The sequence below is a fragment of the Streptomyces sp. AC512_CC834 genome, assembly GCF_019049325.1.
Taxonomy (GTDB): domain Bacteria; phylum Actinomycetota; class Actinomycetes; order Streptomycetales; family Streptomycetaceae; genus Streptomyces.
On the sequence record NZ_JAGMUO010000128.1, the window covers coordinates 73,182 to 97,499 of the forward strand.

Sequence of the window (24,318 nt, forward strand, 5' to 3'; positions counted from 1 at the left end):
GCCGTGCCCGCGTTCGATCTGTCCCCGACGGAGTTGGCGCGCCACCGCCCCGACCTCGACGAGCCCGACGACTTCGACGCGTTCTGGCGCGACACCGTCGTCCGGTCCTCGGCCTGCGAACCCCTGGTGTCGGCGCACCCGGTGGAGACCGGACTGCGCCTGACGCGCACCTGGGACGTGATCTTCAAGGGCTTCGGCGGCGACCCGGTGCGCGCGTGGTTCAGCAGACCCGCCGTCGCGGACCGGCCGCTGCCCGCGGTCGTCGAGTACGCCGGATACGGGCGCGGCCGCGGCCTCCCCCACGAGCGGCTGACCTGGGTGACCGCCGGGTACGCGCACCTGCTGATGGACAACCGGGGCCAGGGCGACCAGTACGGCTGCGGCGGCGACACCCCCGACCCGCACGCCGCCGCGCCGGGCGGCCCCGGCCCTGCGGTGCGGGGCCTGCTCGACCCGCACGACCACCACTGGCGCCGTCTGATCACGGACGCGGTGCGCGCGGTCTCGGCGGTGCGGGCGCTGCCCGGCGTAGACCCGGGGCGCGTCGCGGCCGTCGGCAACAGCCAGGGCGGCGGGCTGGCGCTGGCCGTCGCGGGCCTGGTGCAGGACCTGGCGGCGGTACTGGTCTCCGCCCCGCTGCTGTGCGGAATCCGCCGCGCGCTGGACCTGACGGACGCCGGGCCCTACGGCGAGATCGCGGCGTATCTGTCGGTGCGCCGGGGCGCCGAGAACGCCGCCCACCGCACCCTCTCCTACCTGGAGGGCATCTCCTTCGCCCGCCGCGCGCACGCACCGGCCCACTTCGGCGTGGGCCTGCGCGACACGGTGTGCCCGCCGAGCGGGGCGTACGCCGCCTTCAACCGGTACGCGGAACTGTCCGGCGCCGAGCCTCGCAAGGAGATCCACGCGTACCCGTTCAACGGACACGAGGGCGGGGACGCGGTGCATGTACGCCGCCAACTGGCCTGGCTGGCGGGGGTGTGGGCGTCCGACTGAGGCATGAACGGTTAATTGAGCTGAGGCATGAGCCGAGGCATGAGCGAGGGCCGCACCCCCGGCGACGGGGCTGCGGCCCTCAACTGTCGTGCGTCAACTGTTGTGCGTCAACTGTTCTGCGTTGCGGCCTACTTGCGGATCAGGCTGCGCAGCACGTACTGCAGGATGCCGCCGTTGCGGTAGTAGTCCGCCTCACCCGGGGTGTCGATGCGGACGACCGCGTCGAACTCGATGCCGGTGTCGGTGGTGACCTTCACCGTGCCCGGGATGGTGCCGTCGTTCAGCTCGGTCACGCCGGAGACGGAGAAGGACTCCTCGCCGGTCAGCCGGAGCGAGTCGGCGGTGTGGCCCTCCGGGAACTGCAGCGGCAGGACGCCCATGCCGATGAGGTTCGAGCGGTGGATGCGCTCGTACGACTCGGCGATGACGGCCTGGACGCCGAGGAGCGCGGTGCCCTTGGCGGCCCAGTCGCGGGACGAGCCGGAACCGTACTCCTTGCCGGCCAGCACGACGAGCGGGATGTTCTGCTCGATGTAGTTGCTGGAGGCGTCGTAGATGAACGAGACCGGAGCCGCGTCAGCAGTCGCAGCCTGGGTGAAGTCGCGGGTGTAGCCGCCCTCGGTGCCCGGCGCGATCTGGTTGCGCAGGCGGATGTTGGCGAACGTGCCGCGGATCATGATCTCGTGGTTGCCGCGGCGCGAGCCGTAGCTGTTGAAGTCGCGGCGCTCGACGCCGTGCTCCGTGAGGTACTTGCCCGCGGGGGTGTCGGCCTTGATGGCGCCGGCCGGGGAGATGTGGTCGGTGGTGACCGAGTCGCCCAGCTTGGCGAGGACCCGGGCGCCGGAGATGTCCTCGACCGGGGCCGACTCCATGCCCATGCCCTCGAAGTACGGGGGCTTGCGCACGTAGGTGGACTCGGCGTCCCACTCGAAGGTGTCGCCGGTCGGGATCGACAGCGCCTGCCACTGGGCGTCGCCCGCGAAGACGTCGCTGTAGGACTTGGAGAACATGTCCTCGCCGATGGTGTTGGCGACGACGTCGTTGACCTCGGCCTCGGTCGGCCAGATGTCCTTCAGGAAGACCGGGTTGTTGTCCTGGTCGTACCCGAGGGCCTCGCGGGTGATGTCCACCTTCATGGAGCCGGCCAGCGCGTAGGCGACGACCAGCGGCGGGGACGCCAGGTAGTTCATCTTGACGTCGGGGTTGATCCGGCCCTCGAAGTTGCGGTTGCCGGAGAGCACCGAGGTGACGGCGAGGTCGTGGTCGTTGACGGCCTTGGAGACCTCGTCCGGCAGCGGGCCGGAGTTGCCGATGCAGGTGGTGCAGCCGTAGCCGACGAGGTTGAAGCCGACCTTGTCGAGGTACGGGGTCAGGCCCGCCTTCTCGAAGTAGTCGGTGACGACCTTGGAGCCCGGGGCGAGGGTGGTCTTGACCCACGGCTTGCGGGTCAGGCCCTTCTCCACCGCCTTCTTGGCGACCAGCGCGGCGGCGACCATGACGTACGGGTTGGAGGTGTTGGTGCAGGAGGTGATGGCCGCGACGGTGACCGCGCCGTGGTCCAGCTCGTACTCCGTGCCGTCGGGGGCGGTGACCTTCACCTTGTGGGAGGGCGCGCCGTTGGAGATGGCCGGCGCGTCGGAGGCCGGGAAGGACTCCTGGCCGGCCTCGTCGACGTCGCCGCCGTCCTTGACGTAGTTGCGCACGTCCTGGGCGAACTGGGTCTTCGCGTCCGCGAGGACGATGCGGTCCTGCGGGCGCTTCGGGCCGGCGATGGAGGGCACGACCGTGGACAGGTCGAGCACCAGCTTCTCGGAGAAGTCCGGCTCGGCCTGCGGGTCCAGCCAGAGGCCCTGCTCCTTGGCGTACGCCTCGACGAGCGCGACCTGCTGGTCGCTGCGGCCGGTCAGGCGCATGTAGTTCAGCGTCTCGTCGTCGACCGGGAAGATCGCGGCGGTGGAGCCGAACTCCGGCGACATGTTGCCGATGGTGGCGCGGTTGGCGAGGCTCGTGGCGGCGACGCCCTCGCCGTAGAACTCGACGAACTTGCCGACGACGCCGTGCTTGCGCAGCATCTCGGTGATGGTGAGCACCAGGTCGGTGGCGGTGGTGCCGGGCGTCAGCTCGCCGGTCAGCTTGAAGCCGACGACGCGCGGGATCAGCATGGACACCGGCTGGCCGAGCATCGCGGCCTCGGCCTCGATGCCGCCGACGCCCCAGCCGAGCACGCCGAGGCCGTTGACCATGGTGGTGTGCGAGTCGGTGCCGACCAGCGTGTCGGGGTACGCCTTGCCCTCACGGGTCATGACGACGCGGGCCAGGTGCTCGATGTTCACCTGGTGGACGATGCCGGTGCCGGGCGGGACGACCTTGAACTCGTCGAAGGCGGTCTGGCCCCAGCGCAGGAACTGGTAGCGCTCCTTGTTGCGGCCGTACTCCAGGTCTACGTTCTGCTTGAACGCCTCGTTGGTACCGAACTTGTCGGCGATGACGGAGTGGTCGATGACCAGCTCGGCCGGCGCCAGCGGGTTGATCTTCGCCGCGTCACCGCCGAGCTCCTTGACGGCCTCGCGCATGGTGGCGAGGTCGACGACACAGGGCACGCCGGTGAAGTCCTGCATGATCACGCGGGCGGGCGTGAACTGGATCTCCTGCGACGGCTGCGCCTGCGAGTCCCAGCCGCCGAGGGCCCGGATGTGGTCGGCGGTGATGTTCGCGCCGTCCTCGGTACGGAGCAGGTTCTCCAGCAGGACCTTCAGGCTGTAGGGAAGGCGCGCGGAGCCCTCGACCTTGTCCAGCCGGAAGATCTCGTACGACTCGTCGCCCACCTGCAGTGTGCTGCGGGCGTCGAAGCTGTTCGCCGACACGACAGTCTCCTTCATTTATGTGCGCGTACCACCGCATCCTGCCGCCACGCCGCCCTGGCCGATTCGCTGAGGTTGGGCTAAGTTAGGTAACCCTTACCACCAGGCCCGATAGCGACGTGCGGCTGCGGTGCGCCTCGGCAGATATCTCGATGTCGAGATAACTCTAGTACATAGGGGCGGTCTGGTCATGCCCGGGCACCGTGTGGCGTGCGCCCCACCGTGCACTCACCCGGGTGACCCGTACGGCCATGGCCAAGCCGAACCGGGGTACCCGATCCATGCCGATCCAGTCCCGGCACACCCCGAAAGGAGGCCGCCCACCACCCCCAGCAGCACCGGACGCCGTACGACATCGACGGATTTACCAGAACCTTTCGGATGACATCGCACAACGACGAGCAGCCGCCGCCGCGGCGCCACCGGGGCACCTTTGACGTCGCGTCACCCGAACAGACCCCCCGTGAGGCGCGATCTCATATCTGAGATAGCCTCAACCTCATGGCAGACGACTACCTCGTACGCATCGGCAAGCTCATCCGTGACGCGCGGCAGCACCGCGGCTGGACGCAGTCACAGCTCGCGGAGGCGCTCAACACCAGCCAGAGCGCCGTCAACCGCATCGAGCGCGGCAACCAGAACATCAGCCTTGAGATGATCGCCCGGATCGGCGAAGCGCTGGACAGCGAAATCGTCTCCCTGGGCTACGCGGGTCCGATGCACCTGCGTGTGGTCGGCGGCCGCCGCCTGTCCGGCGCCATCGACGTCAAGACCAGCAAGAACGCCTGCGTGGCCCTGCTGTGCGCCTCGCTGCTCAACAAGGGGCGCACGGTGCTGCGCCGGGTCGCCCGCATCGAGGAGGTCTACCGCCTCCTGGAGGTGCTCAACTCCATCGGTGTGCGCACGCGCTGGATCAACGACGGCACCGACCTGGAGATCGTGCCGCCCTCCGAGCTGGACATGGAGGCCATCGACGCCGAGGCCGCCGTCCGCACCCGCTCGATCATCATGTTCCTCGGCCCGCTGCTGCACCGCATGGACCGCTTCAAGCTGCCCTACGCCGGCGGCTGCGACCTCGGCACCCGGACCATCGAGCCGCACATGATCGCGCTGCGCCGGTTCGGCCTGGACGTCGCGGCGACCGAGGGCCACTACCACGCGGTGGTCGACCGCCAGGTGCGCCCGGACCGCCCGATCGTGCTGACCGAGCGGGGCGACACGGTGACGGAGAACGCCCTCCTGGCCGCCGCCCGGCACGACGGCGTCACCGTCATCCGCAACGCCTCCTCCAACTACATGGTCCAGGACCTGTGCTTCTTCCTGGAGGCTCTCGGCGTCCGCGTCGAAGGCATCGGCACCACCACCCTCACCGTGCACGGCATGCCGGTCATCGACGCCGACGTGGACTACTCCCCCTCCGAGGACCCGGTAGAGGCGATGAGCCTGCTGGCCGCCGCCGTGGTCACGGAGTCGGAGCTGACGGTGCGGCGCGTGCCCATCGAGTTCCTGGAGATCGAGCTGGCGGTCCTGGAGGAGATGGGCCTCGACCACGACCGCACGCCCGAATACTTCGCGGACAACGGCCGCACGCGCCTGGTCGACCTCACCGTCCGCCCCTCCAAACTCGAGGCACCGATCGACAAGATCCACCCCATGCCCTTCCCGGGCCTGAACATCGACAACGTCCCGTTCTTCGCGGCCATCGCCGCCTCCGCCCAGGGCCAGACCCTGATCCACGACTGGGTCTACGACAACCGCGCCATCTACCTGACCGACCTGAACCGCCTGGGCGGCCGCCTCCAACTCCTGGACCCCCACCGCGTCCTGGTCGAGGGCCCCACCCGCTGGCGCGCCGCCGAGATGATGTGCCCGCCGGCCCTGCGCCCCGCCGTGGTCGTCCTCCTGGCCATGATGGCCGCCGAGGGCACGTCGGTGCTGCGCAACGTCTACGTCATCAACCGCGGCTACGAGGACCTCGCCGAGCGGCTGAACTCGATCGGGGCGCAGATCGAGACGTTCCGGGACATCTGACCGGCGGGATGTCGTGCCCCTTGGAGGCAAGGGGCACGGCAGCTCAACATGCCAGCTGACCTGCGGATACCTACCTTCACAGCCCTTCGCTGATCACTGTTGTTTTTCAGCACCTTGTGCAGCGCATGTGCAAGATGATCTTGATTGGTTGATGGCGCGTCAGAAAGTGCTGAGTAGCCGTCAGCCCTTGCGCAGAGTTGTCGGCGAAGCGACCTCGCGACGTCCGACGTTGGTCGCCTCACGCCGACCGCGCGTCGTCGACGAGGTGAACCGCCATCCGCCCGATATCCCCGACCTCGCGACGGAGCCTGGGGCCCGGCGACGCATCCGACTCCTCCGGCTGACTACCTCGCCACGAGAGAGGACCGACACCACGCAGGCGCGGGTCCTCTGTCGTAGACGGGCGCCGTGTCACGTGCTGAGCCTGCACCCAGCTCGTGGGAACAGGGGCCTGCCGTTGCCGGATGGGGAAACCTGAGGGGTAATCACCCAAAATTCACCCCCTGCAATGGCCGCGGGGTGCAAGTGCCCCTGCACGTCGCCGCGGTCTGGACGTTCACGAAGGCGGTCTCAACGGCGCGCTTGGGTTGGTAACGCATCGCGTGTGTCCGAGGCAAACGCTGCCGAAACAGCGGACGCTCCGTCCCAGCGCCTGCGCGCCGAGATGCTGCGCATGTCTGCCGGCGAGGGGCATCAGGATTCGAAGATGCAGCGGTTTGGGGCAACCGAATCTTCGTGATAGCTACTGCTGCGGTAGGCAGTTCCCCCATGAGCCCGGACCCCCTGGTCCGTGATTCTGGTGAATCCCGGCTGAGTGTCAGTGGAACCGGCCATAATCGGAGTGTGCAGCGAACGTCAGTAGCCGTCGCTCTTCCGGGGCTCCAGATGCCCAAGAGGAACCCACCGGGTGCACGTCCTGGCCATGGACAACGGAGCGACATGACGAGTGAGCATCCGAACCACCGCGATCTCTATCTGCTGACACAGGTGCGCGAGACATTCGGTCGCGTGGTCTACAGCCACAAAACACACGAGAAGCAGGCGGACATATGCTTCCGCCGGCACAGATGGCAGCAAGTGGCTCTCGTCAGCCTCACGGCGATCAGCTCCGGAACCTTCTTGGCTTCCGTGCTGGGGGTCGTGGTGAATCCCCAGCAGGCCAGTCTCGCGACGTCCTTCATCGCGCTCCTCGTCACGGTGGCGAGCCTGAGCACCAAGACGTTCAAGTTCGCCGAGGAAGCCGAGTCCCACCGTGACGTCGCTTCGCAGCTCTGGGACGTCCGCGAGTCCTACCTGTCTTTGATCGCCGACGTCATGTCCGGCGCGGCTTCAGCGCCCGATGCGCGCTCTCGCCGCGAGGAGCTACAGGAGGCCGCGCGGGCCGCGTACGCGGATGCCCCCAGGACCAGCGCCAGGGCATTCTCCAGGGCCAGTGACGGGCTGCAGAACAACGAGGAAATGACGTTCACGTCTCGAGAAATCGACCTATTCTTGCCCGGCGCCCTGCGACTCAACGAAGATGAGGCGTGAGAATGGAAACCTCAGAGCTTTTTAGCAGCCTTCTCCAGAACCTGAAGGTCGGCGACAGTAATATCACCGTCGCGTCGCGTCGCGATGAGATAACCAAGGCTCTTAACAAGGAGTTCAGGGCAAAGGAGGGCTCCACCGAGCACCGATTGATGGTGGGTTCATATGGTCGCCACACAGCCATCCGCGGCGTATCGGACCTGGACATGCTCTATGCTCTCCCGCCCAGCATACGCGCGAACCACGCCGGCGAAACGGCCCGCGACGAATTCTCACACAGGTCAAGGACACGCTACAGAAGCGGTACCCGAATACCGAGGTCCGTGTCGACCAGTGCGTCGTGCGCGTGCAGTTCTCTAGCAATAGCTTCAAGTTTGAGGTCCAGCCAGTCTTCGAAAACGACGACAAGAGCTTCTCCTATCCCGATTCTGTTGATAGAGGATGGAAGGTCACCAAGCCACGCGACGAGATCCGTGCGACGCAGGAGTGCAACGAGCGCACGTCGAACAACATGCGTCATCTCGCCCGGATGGTCCGCGCATGGAAGAACACCCATGGCGTTAATATGGGGGGCCTGCTCATCGACACTCTCGTACACCGCTTCTTCTCACGGACCGAATGCTATAATTCAGCCGGACTGCACACGTACGACTTGATGGTCCGCGACTTCTTCGAATTCCTCGCTGGCCAGCCCGATCAAAGCTACTACTCCGCGCTGGGCAGTGGCCAGAATGTGGCGGCGAAGAAGGGCTTCCAGCCGAAAGCGAAGAAGGCGTACAAGCGGAGTCTCGAAGCGATCGCGTCAGAGGGGACTGCGACAGCCAACAAAAAGTGGCGCAGCATGTTCGGCACATCAGTGCCGTTGAAGGCCGTAAGTGCTGCCCACGCGTTCGACAACACCGAACAGTTCATCGAGGATTGGTACCCTGTCGACATTCGCCACTCGCTCACGATCGATTGCGAAGTCGCCCAGAACGGATGGCGGCCCGCCTCTCTGCGGAAGATGCTTGAGGAGAGAACTTTCCTTCACGCCAACAAGACACTCGACTTCACCATCGTCGAATGCAGCGCTGATCGACCGTTCGAGGTGTGGTGGAAAGTACTCAACCGCGGAAGCGAGGCCGAGAAGCGCAACGAAATCCGCGGACAGATCATCAAGTCAAACCGCCAGGATGCTCGCCATGAGCGCACGAAGTTCCGCGGCGAGCATGTTGTCGAGTGCTACATCATTAAGGACGGTGTAGCGGTCGCACGCGACCGCATAGATGTGCCGATCGCTTGACAGGGCAGGAGGCTGTCAGGGCTGTGGCAAACGCGGCTGATCTGACGTTTGTGCAGGTGAGGCAATGGTGTATGGGAATTGCCGAAGCTCCGATGTGATCGAGGACCTACCCTGGCGCGCTTCGGTACCACCTCGTTCGGAGACCGACTCTGGGCGACGTGCTGCCAGCTCACTGTCCGCCCGTTGCCGTCTTCGTCCCTCCGCCATGCCGGGTCACCCGAGGACGGCATCGCATTCGGACGGCTCCGTGAGTGAACGCCGGGTCAGTGGACTTACTCGCCCACACGTACGCCTCGCCGGGCTGAAGCTGCGCCATCTGCTCAGAGCGCAGACTGGCGAAGGCGGTGTTCGCCTTCTGGAGGTGCTTCAACCAGGCCGGAGAGGTGAACTTGTGCAGGATGACGTGGTCGGAGAGTTCGATCAGGGAGATCGGTACGGAGGGCGGGTCCTGGCTGGCGACCAGGATGCTCATTCCCTTGTGGCGCATCTCGCGGACGGTCTCGACTAGGCCGGCGACGAGGTCCGGGCTGTCGATGTACTTGTGCGCTTCGTCGAAGACGACCAGCTTGTTGAAGTGTTCGTCCCCGCTGCGCGCCTCGGCGAACAGCTGCATCAGGACGACGAAGAGACCGAGCGCTTCGTCCTTCTCGATGTACTCGTCGCGGAGGTCAACGATGATCAGTCGGCCGGGTCGGATGAGGCTGGTGAGCCGGGCATCGTCGTCGATGTAGTCCTCGGCGAGGTTGAGCCGCTCGTGGGCCAGTTGCTTGACGTGGTCGGGCATACCGGAGTCGGCCACGCCCTGCCGGATGACGCCGAGGTTCAGGTTGTTGCGGTTCGACTTCATGATGCGGGTCAGCTGCCGGATGTACGTTGACTGGTTGCCGACCGCTCCCATAAGGAAGCGCCAGTGGGATGCCTGAAGTTCGGCGGAGGAGAAAGCGAGCGGCTGGACGTCGATGCTGGGGAATTCCCGTCGGCGGTCGGCGACCTGGACGGCGGGGGCGAGCAGCAGCACGTCCGACAGCGCTTGGGGTTCGGCTCCGTAGCGCTCCTTCAGGACCTGGAGCTGCGCCTGGTCATCATTTGAGCGCGCCATGGAAGTGAACTCCGGCGCGTAGTCCATGGTGCGGCTGTAGTGGAACACCACGGTCGCGAGAGGGCGGGGAAGTTCGTTGACCGGCGGGGCAGGCAGCGAGGCCATCTCGATGATGCTGCCCAGGGTGTAGCTCTTGCCGCCTCCTTGTACGCCGAAGAGGCTGATGGTGTGGGTTTCGTCGAGATCGACCGCGACTTTTCGGCCGGCTACTTCGCCGAGTACACCGTGTTGCGGGGAGGGTCCGGTGACGCCGAGGAAGATCTCGGGGAGGCCCCCTGGTGAAGCCGATCCCGGTGTGCCAGAGGTGGGCTGGCCATCGATGGTCGGCGACTCGTGAAAGCCCTGACTTTCCGGGACGGTGCCCGTCCGCAGCGGATTTCCGGTACCGCCCGGAGGAGCAGCAGCCGATGAGGTTCCTTCCGAAGAGAGAGACACCGGGGCCGCCCCCGCCGCGTCGGAAGCTGGCACGGTCGAAGTTGCCACGGGCTGGGCCGGACCTGTCGCACGCCCCGCACGCTCAGGTGCGGTGAGCGGCGTGGTCTCGTTGCCGTTCGCGACCTCGTCTGTGTCGAGGATGGTCGCTGCCTTGCCCCCACCGGCCTGCCCGCGGTCTACCTCCTGGGCATCTTTGGCATCTCGCTCGTCCTGTACGTCAGGTGCCCGGAACTCGGCGTCGGAGAGCCGTGGCACGGCCAACTGCGACAGTGCCAGGGTGGGAGCGGTGGCCGCTCCATCCTCCTCCTCAACGGCTAGGTCCGTGGGCGCGGGTACGCCCGGCCGAACAGTGGGAATCGCATTGATCAGCTCGGTGATCAGATCACTGCCGATGCGGTGCAACTCGACCTCGTCGTCGAGTTCGCGGTCGGTTCCCTCGCGAGCGAGGTCGAAGATCAGGCCGCTGCGGGTGAAGTGGAGGGCGTAGCCGTCGTCGAGGTTGTCGAGCAGGGCGTGGGCCGCCGTCCTGGGGGCATGCCCCATGGTCCCGTGGCGTGCCGCCCGCTCCAGGTAGAAGCGGAGCAGGGAGCCGAGGGCCAGGTTTTTGACCGGCCGGTCCACCCGGTCTGGGTTGATGTGGGCCGGATCGAAGGACTCGGCGAGGACGGTCTGGCTCCGTCCGAGCTGCTGGGTGACCTTGGCCTTGAGGCGCTGGTAGGCACCGATGTCGTCGAGCGCGGTGTAACACTTGACCTCGACGAGGCGACAGGTGATGGTCCGGGCCCGCGCGTCGAGATGGAACAGAGCGAGGTCGCTGCGCTGGAAGGAGAGGGCATCGCCGAGTTCCCGGGCCTGACGGCGTACTTCGGCGTATAGCTCGGGGTGGGCGTCCAGGGGTACGACGATCTGATTGTGCAGGACGTCCTGGTAGTCCAGATAGAGGCGGGCCAGGGCGAGGCCGAGTACTTCGGTGCGCTGGGTGGGGGCGGTGGAGGCCAGCTTGAAGGCGAGGTTGCCGGAGAGTAGGCGCAGTTGCTCGAAGAAGGTGTTGAGGTGGCGCTGTTCGACGTCGAGCCCGTGCTGCTGGGCGGTCGGTCCGAGCAGAGTGCGCAGTTCGTCGACCGAGTTCGAGCTGACCATGATCTGGTGGCCGAGGCCGCTGTCCAGCGAGGGCGCATAGTCGATGACGTACTCGGGTCGGTCGCGTTGTCCGGCGTGGTCGAAGTACTCCAGGCCGATGGTCCTGTCGATGGTGACGACCCAGTCGCCGACCTGGTGGGCCTGGTAGAGCAGGGCCCGGTCGGCGTTGTCGAGGGAAAGGACGGTGCACGGCACATGGCGCGGCGCCTGTCCCGCGGTGGCGACGTTGGCCGCGGCGCCGGCGAGGAGTCCGGGCAGCCGACTCAGGAGAGTGGCAAGGTCCTCCGCGTCCTCGGCGGGCAGGGCGTTGCCGTGGCGTGGCATGGTCCGCCACACGATCTGCTGCTCATTGTCCTCGTACGTGGAGGACGTCGGCTGTACCAGGCCGTGGACCGGGGCGTGCGCGATGTCGTGGCGTGTGATGGAACCGTGCTGTTCCCCGCCGAAGGCGTCGATGAGTACGGTCAGATGGGCGTCGAACTCGGCTCCGGGTTCGCTGAATTCCTCCACCGAGCGGACGGAGTAGACGAGTTTCGCGCTGCGGGTGCCTTCCGCAGCGTGCAGGAACGCCTCCGCCTCGGTGGAGGCGAACCGACTCTGCGCGCTGATCAGTTCACCCAGCGCCGCACCGGACTCGGGGGCTTCCGGGCCGGACACGCACAGCCGAATGTCGTAGGTGAGGTCCCGGGTGGGAGTGCGGCGCTGCAGCTCGAGGAGAGCATCAGCGACGATCTCCGCGCGGCCTGCGTTGACGACGTTCATGACCAGGGTGCGGACGTACGGGTGGAGGCGTACGTACCGCTCGATCCGGTCGGCGAGCGCCGTGCCGGACAACGCACCGGCTCCGCCTGCAGCGCGGGGGCCGGCGGCCGGAAGGTGCAGCGCTGTGGTGAGCCGGCCGAGCAGGCCACGGGGGTCGGCGGTCTCGCTGGGCAGGTAGGCGGCCCAGTACGGGGTGAGGTTGTCCGCAGCTGTCATGAGTCGGCCGTCCTGGCGCGGGACGGCGAACGGGAAACCCAAGGGTGAGAGGGCCTGGAGGAAGGAGTCGCGCGCGGCGATGACCCGGCGCTTGTCCTCACCGGCGAGGCGCGCGGCCCAGTCCCGTCCCAGGGCCGACCAGGTCGCTAGCCAGAGTGCGCGAAGGGGGTGCGTCGGGGAGACAAGCAGAACCGTCTCGCGCCCGCCGAGACCATCAGTGAGGGTGACGGCAGCGCAGTCGCCCTGCTGGATGCGGGCCAGCGCCACCAGCGCGGCACCCCGGGCACCGTCACCAGCCCGCTCCGCCTGAAGCGACTGGGCTTCCACCAGTTCCGCGTAGGCCTCGATGTAGGCGACCAGTTCGTCCCGGACCGCCTCGAAGTCGACAGCCTCGCTGACCAGAAGCTGATCAGGATTGGCAAGTTCTCCCGCCTGGCCGCACAGGGCGGCGAAATAGACGTGGCGCGTCGCAAGGTAGCGGTCGTAGGCCTCGGCAGCCCTCCCGGTCAGGGCGAGGGACAAGTCCTCCTCGTTCCCCGCGGGGGTCTCGCTGGTGCCGTCGGGGCGCAGTACGAGCCGGCGCAGGGAGGTGTCCTGGGGGCGGGCGAGTAGGTCCTGCTGGAGTTGCACGAGCAGCGGGGAGAGCCGGATCTCTGCGCTTCCCGCCGTGTGGATCCGGGCGTTGAGGGCGCGCAGAGGGCTGCGCGCCGAAGTGGTCTTCCAGCGGACGTCCGTCAAGTTGACACGGGCCGGATCGTCCCCGGCGGCCAGCGCGTCGAACTGCAGTGAGCGCAGCGCCTGAGTGATGCCGTCATAGCGCCCGGCACTGCGCTCCGGCGGCTCCTCGGCTTCCCCCTCGGGGACGACGTAGAAGCGTTCGCTCTCGCCGCCGGGCAGGTCATGCGCACCAGGGGCGATGTCGAGAGCGTCACCGGAGGCGTCGAGCGGGGTGATTTTGAGGTAGTGCCACCCCTCCTCCCAGTCGATCTTGTTCAGGCGGCGCAGCGGTGGTGTCTTGTAATCAGGCTTGGCCCGGGTCCCCTTGGCGACGTGGGCGATCCGCCCGATCGGCCCGCCGCTCTCCGAGACGATCTCCACGCGGAAGCGTTCAAGACCCTCCACCTTGAGGGGGGACGGTTCGACGGTGAACCGAGCTGTCAGCTCGCGAACGCCCTTGTCCCCGGCGAGCATGTAGGGCTGCCCCACGATGGCTTCGAGCGCCGGGTGGGCCTGCAGCTCCTCGGCGTTGTCGCCGGCGGCGGGCAGACCGAGTTCGCGTACCTCGATTGAGACGGTGGCGCGGCGCCGTTCGTCGACGCGCCAGTTCCCGTAGGAGAGCGTCCAGTTCTCCCGGTCGACGACGATACGACGGGTCCATGTCACCGGGTCCTCCAGGCCGCAGCGGGTGGCAAATCCCGCGAGCCTGCCGGCGAAGTCTGCGTCGGTCAGCCCCAGATCGAGGACTCGCTGACGCTCCGAGCGGCTGGAGGTAGTGAGTTTATCGACCAGCTTGCGGTTCCGGTCGGCCCGGTCCTTGACGAGCGACGGGTCGGCGTACAGCTCGAAGTCGGGTACCAGGCCGAAGTGATAGACGGCGGCCCCCGCGACCTGGTCGCGGTAGTCGTTGGTCCGGAGCGTCAGCAGGTACAGGGCGATGGCCCGGTCGCCCGTCAGGTGCCCAGGCCTGTCGCGGAGTACGGCGAGCAGCTCGTCGACGCCGGGCCGCAGCCGGTCCGGTACCTGGTCGAGAAGGTGGTCGGCCAGCTGGGCGTAGGCGTCGCCGAGTGGTACTTCCTCGAAGGTCGCGATGCCGAAGGAGTCCTCGGCGCTGACCCGAGTGCCCGGGGGGACGAAGACGAGGAGCGGTCCGGGCTGGCTGTTCTCGTTCGCGTCGTCACTTTCAGTGCGGTTGCGAAGCTCGACCAGTTTGGTGCTGGTGACGACGGTGTCGTGGTGCGGCTGTTCGGGAGCGAGATCCTCGGTGGTGCCCAGGACACAGACGGTGGTGGCGGGCCCGAGTGCTCCCCGGAGCCGGCGAACCAGCGCGGCCGCCAGCTCGGTCTCCACCGCGGTGACCCGCATGCAGTGCCCGGCACCCCGCTTGCCGACCAGCTTGGCCAGGCGCGGTACGAGGACGCCCTCGAGGGCTTCGCGGAGGTCCTTCGCGGTGGGCTCCGCAAGGCCGGTGGTGGTAGTGCTGCTCATCAGGCCGTCGCCCCCGTCACCGCGGCCCCGATGATGTACCGGGGAGTGATGGTCTGCGTCAGATAGGCGTCCGACATGTCCTTGTAGTAGCCGATCTCGCGCAGTCGGTTGAGGAAGGCCGCAGCGTTTGCACGCAGTGCGGCCTGGTCGTCCAGGTGGGCGCCGGAGAAGCCGTCGCCGTCGGGCAGCTGGTCGATGTGGAGTCCGTACCGTTCGCGCAGCAGAGTGAGGAACTCGTCCACGCGCATGGACGTGGTACGCAGATTGCCGGAGCCATCGTCCTCCTCCCTCAGGAGCGACACTTGGAGGAGCACTTCGAGCAGGCGCGCGTCCAGGACGAATCGTCGGACGGCGGTGTCGCGTCTGCCGCGCGGCTGGGCGAGCAGGGCACCGGGCCGGTGCTTGAGCATCATCGAGTCGAGGCAGTCGATGAAGTAGCTGCGGTAGTAGCTGCCCTTGTAGTGCATCAGCATCTCGATGTACTCGTCGAAGGCGTTGAGCCCGAGCTGGGTGATCTGCTTCAGCTCTGGTGGAAGGTCCTTCTCCTCGTCCCGTACTCGGGTGGCGCGCTGAAGGAAGAACGCCTCGCGTTCCTTGGGATAGGTGGAGAGCCGCCGCAGGACCTCGGCCGGGGTGAAGTAGCTCCGGCCCACGGGCGGGGCCAGCTTCTGGCTCTTGACGAGGTTCTCGGAGAACTCGTCGAGCTTCTTGATCTGATAGGTCGCCTGGACGAAACGCGTGATCCGCCCGTACCAAATGCCGGCGCTGCGCTCGGCGAGCGCAGCCGCCGGGGTCCCGGGCAGGCCCTCGACGTCCACGAAGAGCCGGACGCGGTGCGGGCAGCGATCCGCCGTCCGCGTGCTCTGATGCCCGGTCCGGCAGGTGGCGGGCGCCGATCCGGCCTCGATCGCGGTGGGCAGCAGCTTCATCATCCGCAGGTGGTAGAGGGCCAGGTGAAAGGCGAAGAGGATCTTCAGGTAGTCCACAAGGACGGTCCGGGGCATGTGGTCCTGGTGGTAGAGCAGCCGCAGGACATCCCGGCACAGCTGGCGGGCCGGTTCGGCGCACAGGGCGGGGTAGGGGGTGCGGGGGCGGGTGGTGTCGGGCCGGTCCCGCATCTGTCCGCCCGCCTGTTCCACCAGGTGGAGCAGCGCCTGGGTCTCTACGTCGGTGTCCGTCCCCGGGGTGATCTCCGCGGTGGCGCGGTCGACGTCGGAGAAGAAGAACTCGCGGAGCTGGTCCAAGGCCCCCTCTTCGGTGGCGAGCATCTCGTACAGCTGCTCGTCGGCCCCGTACGGGCGGGACTTGCGCTTGTTGCGGAACCGGTAGGTGAGACCGTGCAGCGGCCTGGGACCGGCCACCGCCTCGGTGGCCCTGCCCCGGTTAACCATGTCGAGGAGATGGGTGGAGGCCCACCGGGTGGTGGTCTCCCGGTCGAAGCCGTCGAAGACTTCCGGGTGGTCCAGAAACAGCTTGACGAAGACGTCGACCTTGAGCTCGTTGGAGCGGTTGATCTTGCTGGGCATGCCCTGGTGCCACAGGCGGGCGAGCAGCCCGGTCAGGACACGGTCCATGTCCAGTGTCTTGTAGTCGAGCCGGCTGATGCCGGGGTGGTGGAACGTCCCCAGGGAACCGCTCAGCGCCATGTGGTCTCCTCCACCCTCGCTACGTCCCCTGCGATGCCGGCCGCGGTGTCGGTCGTGGTTCCCGCGACGGCCAGGCCGTCGCTGTCCGCATCGCTGTGGTCGTCGCCGGACCGTGCTGTCAGTTCTTCCATGTGCAGGACGGAGTCCTCGCTGCGGTGGATCCGTCGCAGGTCGTGTCCGTGCGTGGTGAGCAGGATCTCCTGGTACGGCACGGCCGCCAGCCGGTTCTTGAACACGGCGAGGGCAAGCTGCTGCCCTTGCAGGTCGGTCACGGACGGCCGGTAGCCGCGCTCGAACCGCTGGAGGAGCTCGAACAGGTCCAGTCGGATGTCGAGTTCGGCCGTCCCTCCCTGGCTCCCGGCCGGATCCCGGTAGCTCAGCCGCAGCGAGGTGCGCCCCGACTCGATGTACGGCGAGGCCGCTGCGTCTCCCGGTTCGAGCTGGAACCCTTCGGCGGGGAAGCGGCGGAAGGTACGGATGGTGCCGCCGGGTACGTCGCGTACCTTCAGCGCGAGGGCGTCGCCGATCCGCTCGGGGGCCACGAGTCCCTCACCACGGTTGAGCGCCCGCAGGATCCGGTCCCGCTCCTTGGTGCCCGTCTGCGTTGCTCGGGACAACAGCGCCATGAAGTGCAGCACCGACGGGTACGGCAGCATCCGCTCCGCACGGTCCTCGTCGTGGAGTTCGAAGTAGAGCAGGCGGCGGGCTGTGTCCACGTAGTGGCGGTGGGCAGCGGCCTGGGAGACGCGTTCGGTGACCGACCGGCCGAGCTGCTCGAACGCGCCGCGCAGCAGTACGCGATCGCGGTCGCCGCGCCCGTCGACCGCGACCAGCGCCCGGTCCTCCAGGAGCCCGGCGTAGTCCAGACGACGGTCGAGCTGCGGCTGCGGGACCGCCGCCACATCGGCCTCGCGCAGCAGAGTCAGCAGTCGGTCCCGCTCGCTCGGACTGCCGTCGGCGGCGGCCGGGGCGCCGAGGTGGGCGGAGAAGTAGAAGCTATCCAGCATCTCCTGACCGGAACCGGCCGCGTACAGCTGGTGGATCTCGGCGCAGTCGCGGCCCGCGGTGAGGGTGTAAGCGAGCGCGGAGCGCAGGTCGCGCAGGGTGATGTGGAGCCTTCCGCGTAGCTGGGTCACCTCGTAAAGGCGGCGCATACGACGCGCGGCCTGCGGGCCGGCGGTGGGGTGCTGGAAGGTCTGGGCGTTGTGCCGGGCATAACAGGTGGCGGCCAGGTCGCAGCGCTCACAATCCTCCCAGAACCGGTCGTGCGTCATCCGGTCGAGCATGCGCTCCAGGAGCGATTCGCCGTCCTGCGGTTCGCCGTCGGCACCGAGGGGCCGGGCCGCGACATCACGTGCGTTGAGGTTGACGACGGCGACGGCCTGCCCGGTGTCCCGTCCCTCCAGGCCGAGGTTGGCCACCTTGGCGAGATGCGGGAAGCGGTCGTGGTGATGGCTGAGGAAGTCGACCAGACGCCCCTCGTTGATGGCGATCAACCGGGTCTCCCCGGCGACCTGCCATGCCGATTCGTCGGCTCCGGCGAACGGTGCGAAAAACTCCGTCAGTACATCGTCGCCGCTCACCTCACCCTCGTCCTGGCTGCCGTCGTGGTTGGTACGGAACCGCTGCCCGTCCAGGGTGAAGTCGCTGCCGTTGGCCCGGCGCGGCCCGAGCTCGGCGCCGAGCTCGCGCGCCTGGCGCTCGAACCGCTCCAGGAAAGCCGTCTTGCCGTCACCCGCGTTGCCGGTCACCACGACCAGCGCGTGCCGGCCCTCCCGCAGCGCGGGCACGAGCTCCCGGTCCAAGGCCGTCTCGACGTACACGGACATCGTGCGCGGATCGAGGCCGCGAGTGCCCCGGTTGCTGCGGCGGCTCTGGCTGTACAGCGTCTGCAGGTGTGCCACGAACGGATTGGAGTTCGGCTCGGGCTCTTGCAGCTCCTGACCGACACTGGGGTCAGCCGGTGGCGCCGGCGGATGCTGAGACCGCTGGGACGACGGCGACACGGCTGGTAGAAGCGGTGTAGGGGCGACGCGTGCGGATTCCAGCGCCTCCAACGCACGCAGCAGTTCCTCGGCCGTGGGGAACCGCTCCGCCCGGTACGGGGAGATCACGCGCAGCATGATCTCGGCGAAACCGGGCGCCAGATCACCGAAACCGCTGTACGCGGTGCGCGGGTCCACCGGCGGCACACCGGGCGAGGGGCGCCCGACACCCTCCCACGGGTACAGCCCGCCGGTCAGCGCCTCGTACAGCGTGACGCCCAAGCCGAAGAGGTCCCGGTCGGTGTAGCCAGAGGCGTCGGCGGGCACCTGGTCCAGGTCCGGCGGGCTGTAGCGGGGGCTGGTGTAGCTGTGCCCCTCGGAGGAGTCGGAGGTCTTCGAGATCCCGAAGTCGATCAGCTTGACGCCGTCATCGGTCCACAGCAGGTTGCTCGGCTTGATGTCGCAGTGCCATACCCCGCGATCATGAATGTGACGCAGCCCGCGCGCAGTGTCGATCGCGAGCCGCAGCACGTCCGCCGCGCCCATCCGGCCGCCGCGGATCACCTCGGCGACGTCCTTGCCGTCGACGAACTCGAAGACCAGGTACGGGTACTCGTCCGGTGGCATCAACCGGTCCGCGTCCACCATCGACACCACATTGGGGTGCGGGGCGTCCTGCAGCCGGTCCAGGACGCCCGCCTCGCGGCGCAGCCGCTCCAGGACGGAGTCCCGGTCCCGCAGGACCAGCTTCACCGCCCGGTCGACACTCCTTATCGTGTCGTACACCCGATAAGCCACACCGAACGAGCCGGGACGGCCGAGACGGTGGCGCACCAGGTACTTCGTACCGAGCTGGTGGTCGGTCGGCAGGTCACGGAAGAACTCCGGGCCCCGCGGGCCGTCCTGCATGGGCTGCACGGCGGAGGACGCAGGAGTAGCTGAAGGAACTGCGGCCGACGAGCCGATACGCCGGGCAGGAGCCCTTCCCGCTCCCATCACCAGGCCCAGGCGGCGCAGTGCCTCCATGGCGGTCGGCCGGTCGTCCGGAGCCGTCACGCACAACTTCTGCAGCCAGTGAGCCAGTTCGACGCGGACCTCGGTGGCTTCGAGGACCTGCGCCGGGAGCCGCCCTGCCGCGTCAGCCTGCTCGGTGGCGGAGGTGAACGGCAGCTCACCGGTGAGGAGTTGGAACCCGAGGACACCGACGGCGTAGATGTCCGCCTTCATGCCCATCGCCGCCGGGTCGGCATGGCACTCGGGCGCCAGATACGCGCGATCGGCGGCCTGGTACGCCTCCCGCATGACCGTATGGGCGCGGCGCTGCGCGGTCTTCGCGTACTCGAAACCGGTCAGCATCGCCCGGCCGTCCTGCGCAATCAGCACTGTGGACGGGTTCAGCTCGCGGTGCGCGATCAGGCGGCTGTGCGCGTGGGCCAGGCCCATCAGCATGTGACGGATCGTCCGCAGCTTCGCATCGGCGGTCAGCGGGTCGGCGGCCCCGGACAGGTGCAGGGCGAGGGCGTGTCCCGGGACGTCGTCGTAGACAGTGACGAAGGAGTCCTTGCCCTCGTCGGCGAAGAAGTCCCGCACCCCGACGATGTTCGGGTGCGAGGGCAGCTTGCCGAGCGCCTCGTACGCGATGCCGATCCGCTTCTGCTGCTGAAGCCGCTCGGCCTCCGGCGCGTACGTATCGGCCCTGCGGACGGAGAGTCGGACCGTGCCCGACCCCTGCACCGCGAGGGCGTTCTTCGCCCGGTACTCGCGGTGGACGTCGTCGCCCTCCTCCGGGCCCGTCTCGCTCAGTCGCTCGATCACTTCCCAACTGCCGAACCGCAGGGGGTCCGACGACGGCCGAGACGAACCCTGCAGAGCGCGCACAATCAGTTCGCGGTGCGCGGAGAGGTCTGTCTCGAAGCGGTTGGTCGAGGTGGGTACACGGCTCACGTCCGCGAGCCGGCCGATCAAGTCCGGGAGGGTGACGGTGTCACGGGCATCGTGCTGGCGGGGCGTCCGGTCGACGAGCAGGGCGTCGGGTGCGGGAAGGACAACGAGGGCGTCCGTGTAGAGCCGGGACAGCGGACGGTGGGCCGTCTCCAGGAGCGTCTTCAGCTGCTTGGCGTGCCCGCGCAGCTTCGGCAGCGGGGAACGGAACGGCGCCCGGTGAGAGGGCTGCCAACGGCCGCCGTCGACCTCGATGCGTCCCCGGGTGCCCTTGACGTCGATGACGTACACGGCGTGCCCGGTGACCACGACGAGGTCGACCTCGAACAGTTCGTTCCGGTTGTACGGAATCTCGATGGAGTGCAGGACCGTCCAGTCGTCGGGGGCGTGATCACGCAGGTGCGCGATCACCCTCCGCTCGGCATCGTTGACGGCCTCCCCAACAGCAACGATCCTGGCACCCATCAGTCGGCGGCCTCCTCGATGGCAGTGGTGAGCAGCGCGAGGGCCCGGTCCTCCAGGGCGTCGGCTTTATCGCGGCATTTGTAGGCGTGGCGGACAGTGGCGGCGATGCGGTCGCGGTCGGCGGATGGCGCAAGAGGGACCGGCAATTCACGCAGGAACCTCGGATGGTATTCCTGCTGCTTGCCCCCGACGCTGAAGGACCGAAGGGCGCGGAATGCTGCCTCAGATCTGAAGAAGGCGAACAGGTAGGCACCAGGTACGTCAGAGTCCCCGCTGACGACACGAACGTAGTCCTGGCTGTACGCATGCCTGAGCCATGACCCAGTCACGAGAATGGAGCGGCTGTACACCTCGTTTTCGCCGAGGGTGCCACGCGCGGCAACCAGAATCGTCTCGTCCTGGAGCCGAATGTCATCGGGAGCGTGCGCTTCACTGATCCAGCGCCCCTCTGGGCGCAGCCAGAACGACTGACGTTGGCCGATGAGGCGGACGCCGTGCTCTGAATCGCTGTCGATCCGCTTGAACCGGGCTCCTGTACGGAGGCTGCCGCCCTCGCAGATGGAGCCGAGCGATCGCCCACTCACGGAGCCCAATTTTTCGACCAGCCGGTGTGCTCTTGGCGCGAAATTCAAAGCTCGCAGCGAGGCAGAGCTCACGCTCGGGACCTCGAACCCGAGGTCCCGCTCCTGCTGATGCCAGCGGACATCGATCAGCTCGGGCAGCCCCACACTCGTGAAAAGGTCCTTCGTCGCGCTGACCGAGGACGACTGGAACTCGGCGCGCAGCCGCGCGCACTCTTCCACCAGGTCGTGGATCTGCCCCTCGAGCGCCGTTCCCAATCGCGGCACCGGCAGCCCCGCGATGTGATGCGGCTCGATGTGCTTCACGGCCGAGCCGTACACCGACCCTCGCACGAGCGACTCGCCGAACTTGCTGAGCAGGAAGGCGAACAGGTACCCGGACTTGATCTTCTCCGGGTTGGGTTCGACCTTGAGGGTGTCCTGCGAAGACCAGAAGTCGCCCATATCGGGCCGGACGTAGGCCCGCCGACCGGCGTTGAATCCCGAGCACGAGATCAGTGTCATCCCGGGCTTGAGTTGGAGATACGACAAGGTCACCGATTCCGCATCCGACTTACGCAGCCGGGGCAGCCCGGTCAAGTCGGCCGCCATCATGTCTTTCGTCCCGAGGAACGGCACACTGTGTTCCGGATCAGTGAGGTAGACCCGCCGGAACATGGGCCCGTTGAAGATCCCTCCGTTGCGCCCCGCCGTCAGACTCGCCAGCGGCTGCGTCCTCGACAACTGCTCGAGCAGCTTCTTCGTCTTCATAGACCCTGCCACATACGGCGAGGCATCGAGCCGAAGTCCCTGGTCCGTGAACCAGTCGGACTTCACCGGATTGGACAGCTCGGCAACCTTCACGCCCCGACCTCCGTTCCCGCCGACCTGGCCGTACGCGGGTCCACGCCCGGCACCGGGTACTTCGCCCGGAACTCCCGGTACTTCTCCGCGATCACCGGCAGGTCGTTGTCGATGACCTTCTTGCTGCGGGTCAGCGGCCGGGTCACCTCCTTGCCCCGGATCCGAAGCCGTTCCATGACGACCTCCGTCTCCACCACGATCTCCCCGTTGGGCTCACGCTTATAGAGGTCGTTGCCACGTCGGTCGAAGCCGACCTTCTCCGCGACGGCCATGAAGACGGGGTACGCCTTCTCCGTCCCGAGGTCGTGGTTCTGGATCTCCTGCCGGGTCTTGCGCTTCAGGAAGAGGAGCGTGGTGAGGATGTTGACGTTGGCGTCGACGACGAACGTCTCCACCGGCAGCTCGACGCTCGCGAGAACCCAGCAGTTCCGCAGGATGTACCGGCGGATCGCCTCGTCGGTCGGCCCTGGGTTCGACAGGATGCCGTTCGGCAGGACGATGCCGATCCGCCCGCCCGGCTTGACCCACTCGATGGCGCGCTGGATGAACAGCTGCTCCGGCGCCATGCTCGACGGCACGCTGGTTGTGCTCGCCTCGACCGCGCCGGTCTCCTTGTTGCGGCCCCACGACCGAGCGATCCCGTTACGGAACGAGCCGAGCACCGACTCATCGCTGACCGGGATGTCCGCGCCGAAGGGCGGGTTGGTCAGGAGTACGTCCACGGTTGGCTTGTCGAGCGGGATCTTCTTCTTTGCCGCCTCCACGCCCGAGAGGTGTCCCCGCGGGAAGGCGAGCGAGTCCATGTGGAAGACGTTCCCCGTGGTCTGCGCGAGCGTCATGATCGCCATGGTCGTCGCACGCACCAGGAACGGGTCGAAGTCGGAGCCGAACAGGTGCTCGTCCGCGAACTCCTCAAGCTTGTCGCCGTACCGCTCCCTCTCCTCCTCCGTGTCCGGGAAGCCGAGCGTGCCGGCCTCCTTCTTCCAGGTCTGGTGCAGGTGCTTGAGGGTGGCCTGGAGGAAACCGCCAGTGCCGCAGGTCGGGTCAAGGACGGTCTCGTCCTCCTTCGGGTCGAGCATCTCGACCATCAGGTTGACCGCGCCGCGCGGGGTGAAGTACTGACCTCGGTCACCACGCAGGTTGGTGCCGACGAGTTCCTGATAGGCAATGCCCTTGGCGTCGACATCCGTGCCGATCAGGTCGTACGGAGCGAGCTCACTGACGATGAAGGCAAGAGCCCGGTCGGAGAGGGTGATCTCGTCGGTGGGCTTGAAAACGTCTTTGTATTCACTCTTGACGTCCTCGAAGAGCTCCTTGACGCGCTTGCTGATGGCCGCGCGACCGTTCGGGTCAAACATCTCCTTCAGACCGGTGCGGAACCGGCCGTGCACGGAGCCGTGGCTGACCCGCTCGTCGTACATCTTGGCGAAGAGCAGGTAGAGGAACTGCCAGAAGGCAGCGTCCTTCGGCATGCCCTCGTTGCCGTGGATGTAGTTGTGGCAGCGCCGGAAGGCGATCTTGAGCATCTCCGGGTCGGCCTGGCGCAGCCGCTGGTGCGAGGCGACGGTGCGGCTGCCGAGGGTGCCGTCGACGACCTCCCAGTCGCTGCGGTCCTCGAAGTCTGCGCCGAAGTCGCCCGCCACCTTCTTGAGAAAGAAGAAGTCGACACCGTCGGTCCACATGCCGTCCGCGCACTGCAGGCGGTCCTCGTTGCCCATCAGCTCCTGGAGCTCCTCCAGGTCCTTCCGGGCCTGGTCGGGCTCGCGGAGCTTGACGACGTTCTTCCCGCGCTTAGGCTCCTGCTTGCAGATCACGACCCGCCGCAGGTTCGCCGTGGTGTGCAGGGTGCCGGACTCGAAGATCGCGATATCGGCCTTCTTGCTCCGCTTCCGCTTGGCACCCTCCTCACTGACCGTGACGGAGAAGTCGCGCTGCATGTCGCCGGGGTCGATGCCGTGCTCATGCACCAGGGCCCTGGCGATCCGCTGCCGGACCTTCTCCTTCTCCGTCTCCTTGATCGCGTCGCCAGAGATGTAGTCGACGACCTGGCCCTCCTTGAGGGCCGTGACCTTAGGCTCGGAGCCCTCCGCGACAGGCTCCGCGTCCTCCTCGGGCCGCTGCGGGATGTCCAGGTCCAAGGTCAGTTCCTCCATTGACGTGCTGCTTCTTTCCTGTGCTCGGTGGTGCGGGTAGGAGCCTGCGCTCCAGGGCGGTCTGTGCGTGCGCCAACACAGTTGCCACCTGTGATCCTACGACCCCCCGGGCGCCTCCAAAGGCGCGTTCCGCCAGGCCGGAGGGTGCAC

10 protein-coding genes and 1 pseudogene are annotated in these 24,318 nt (G+C 67.4%); 5 read left to right on the forward strand and 6 right to left on the reverse strand.

Features of this window, described 5'->3' with window-relative positions:
• The first annotated feature begins 3 nt into the window (after nt 1-3).
• A complete protein-coding gene (locus tag KUM40_RS38685) occupies nt 4-996 on the forward strand; it encodes an acetylxylan esterase (RefSeq protein ID WP_217171032.1) in 993 nt (330 codons plus the stop codon).
• 128 nt (nt 997-1,124) lie between these two features.
• Here the strand turns inward: KUM40_RS38685 and acnA are convergent, their stop codons facing one another.
• On the reverse strand, nt 1,125-3,860 hold the full coding sequence (gene acnA, locus KUM40_RS38690; RefSeq protein WP_308401334.1) for an aconitate hydratase AcnA: 2,736 nt from the start codon (nt 3,858-3,860) through the stop codon (nt 1,125-1,127).
• 498 nt (nt 3,861-4,358) lie between these two features.
• On the opposite strand from acnA, the gene KUM40_RS38695 reads away from it, so the two are divergent.
• From KUM40_RS38695 to KUM40_RS38710, 4 genes and pseudogenes are all read left to right on the forward strand, one after another.
• Nucleotides 4,359-5,888 (forward strand): UDP-N-acetylglucosamine 1-carboxyvinyltransferase, encoded by a 1,530-nt coding sequence (locus KUM40_RS38695; protein WP_217171036.1) that lies wholly within the window; start codon nt 4,359-4,361, stop codon nt 5,886-5,888.
• Nucleotides 5,889-6,827: 939 nt separating this feature from the next.
• The gene (locus tag KUM40_RS38700) at nt 6,828-7,418 is read left to right on the forward strand and encodes an SLATT domain-containing protein (RefSeq protein WP_217171038.1); all 591 of its coding nucleotides are present in this window, start codon (nt 6,828-6,830) and stop codon (nt 7,416-7,418) included.
• Between the two features lie 2 nt (nt 7,419-7,420).
• Nucleotides 7,421-7,848, forward strand: a pseudogene (locus tag KUM40_RS38705) (nucleotidyltransferase); the annotation flags it as partial.
• Between the two features lie 408 nt (nt 7,849-8,256).
• The gene (locus KUM40_RS38710) at nt 8,257-8,697 is read left to right on the forward strand and encodes a hypothetical protein (RefSeq protein ID WP_254396355.1); all 441 of its coding nucleotides are present in this window, start codon (nt 8,257-8,259) and stop codon (nt 8,695-8,697) included.
• A gap of 169 nt (nt 8,698-8,866) precedes the next feature.
• Here KUM40_RS38710 and KUM40_RS41915 read toward each other — a convergent pair whose 3' ends face one another.
• Genes KUM40_RS41915 through KUM40_RS38735 form a run of 5 tightly spaced genes read right to left on the reverse strand, consistent with a single transcriptional unit; the run spans nt 8,867 to nt 24,168 of the window.
• Entirely contained in the window at nt 8,867-14,554 is a 5,688-nt protein-coding gene (locus KUM40_RS41915; RefSeq protein WP_254396326.1) for a hypothetical protein, read from the reverse strand.
• Nucleotides 14,554-16,200, reverse strand: coding sequence for a hypothetical protein (locus KUM40_RS38720; RefSeq protein ID WP_217171040.1), 1,647 nt, complete (start codon nt 16,198-16,200; stop codon nt 14,554-14,556). Before KUM40_RS38720 ends, KUM40_RS41915 begins: the two co-directional genes overlap by 1 nt.
• Nucleotides 16,191-20,591: a serine/threonine protein kinase gene (locus KUM40_RS38725; protein ID WP_217171042.1), complete on the reverse strand. Its 4,401-nt coding sequence runs from the start codon at nt 20,589-20,591 to the stop codon at nt 16,191-16,193. Before KUM40_RS38725 ends, KUM40_RS38720 begins: the two co-directional genes overlap by 10 nt.
• Nucleotides 20,591-22,015: a restriction endonuclease subunit S gene (locus KUM40_RS38730; protein WP_217171044.1), complete on the reverse strand. Its 1,425-nt coding sequence runs from the start codon at nt 22,013-22,015 to the stop codon at nt 20,591-20,593. The genes KUM40_RS38725 and KUM40_RS38730 overlap by 1 nt, the downstream gene beginning before the upstream one ends.
• A complete protein-coding gene (locus KUM40_RS38735; RefSeq protein WP_217171046.1) occupies nt 22,012-24,168 on the reverse strand; it encodes an N-6 DNA methylase in 2,157 nt (718 codons plus the stop codon). Before KUM40_RS38735 ends, KUM40_RS38730 begins: the two co-directional genes overlap by 4 nt.
• Nucleotides 24,169-24,318 lie beyond the last annotated feature (150 nt).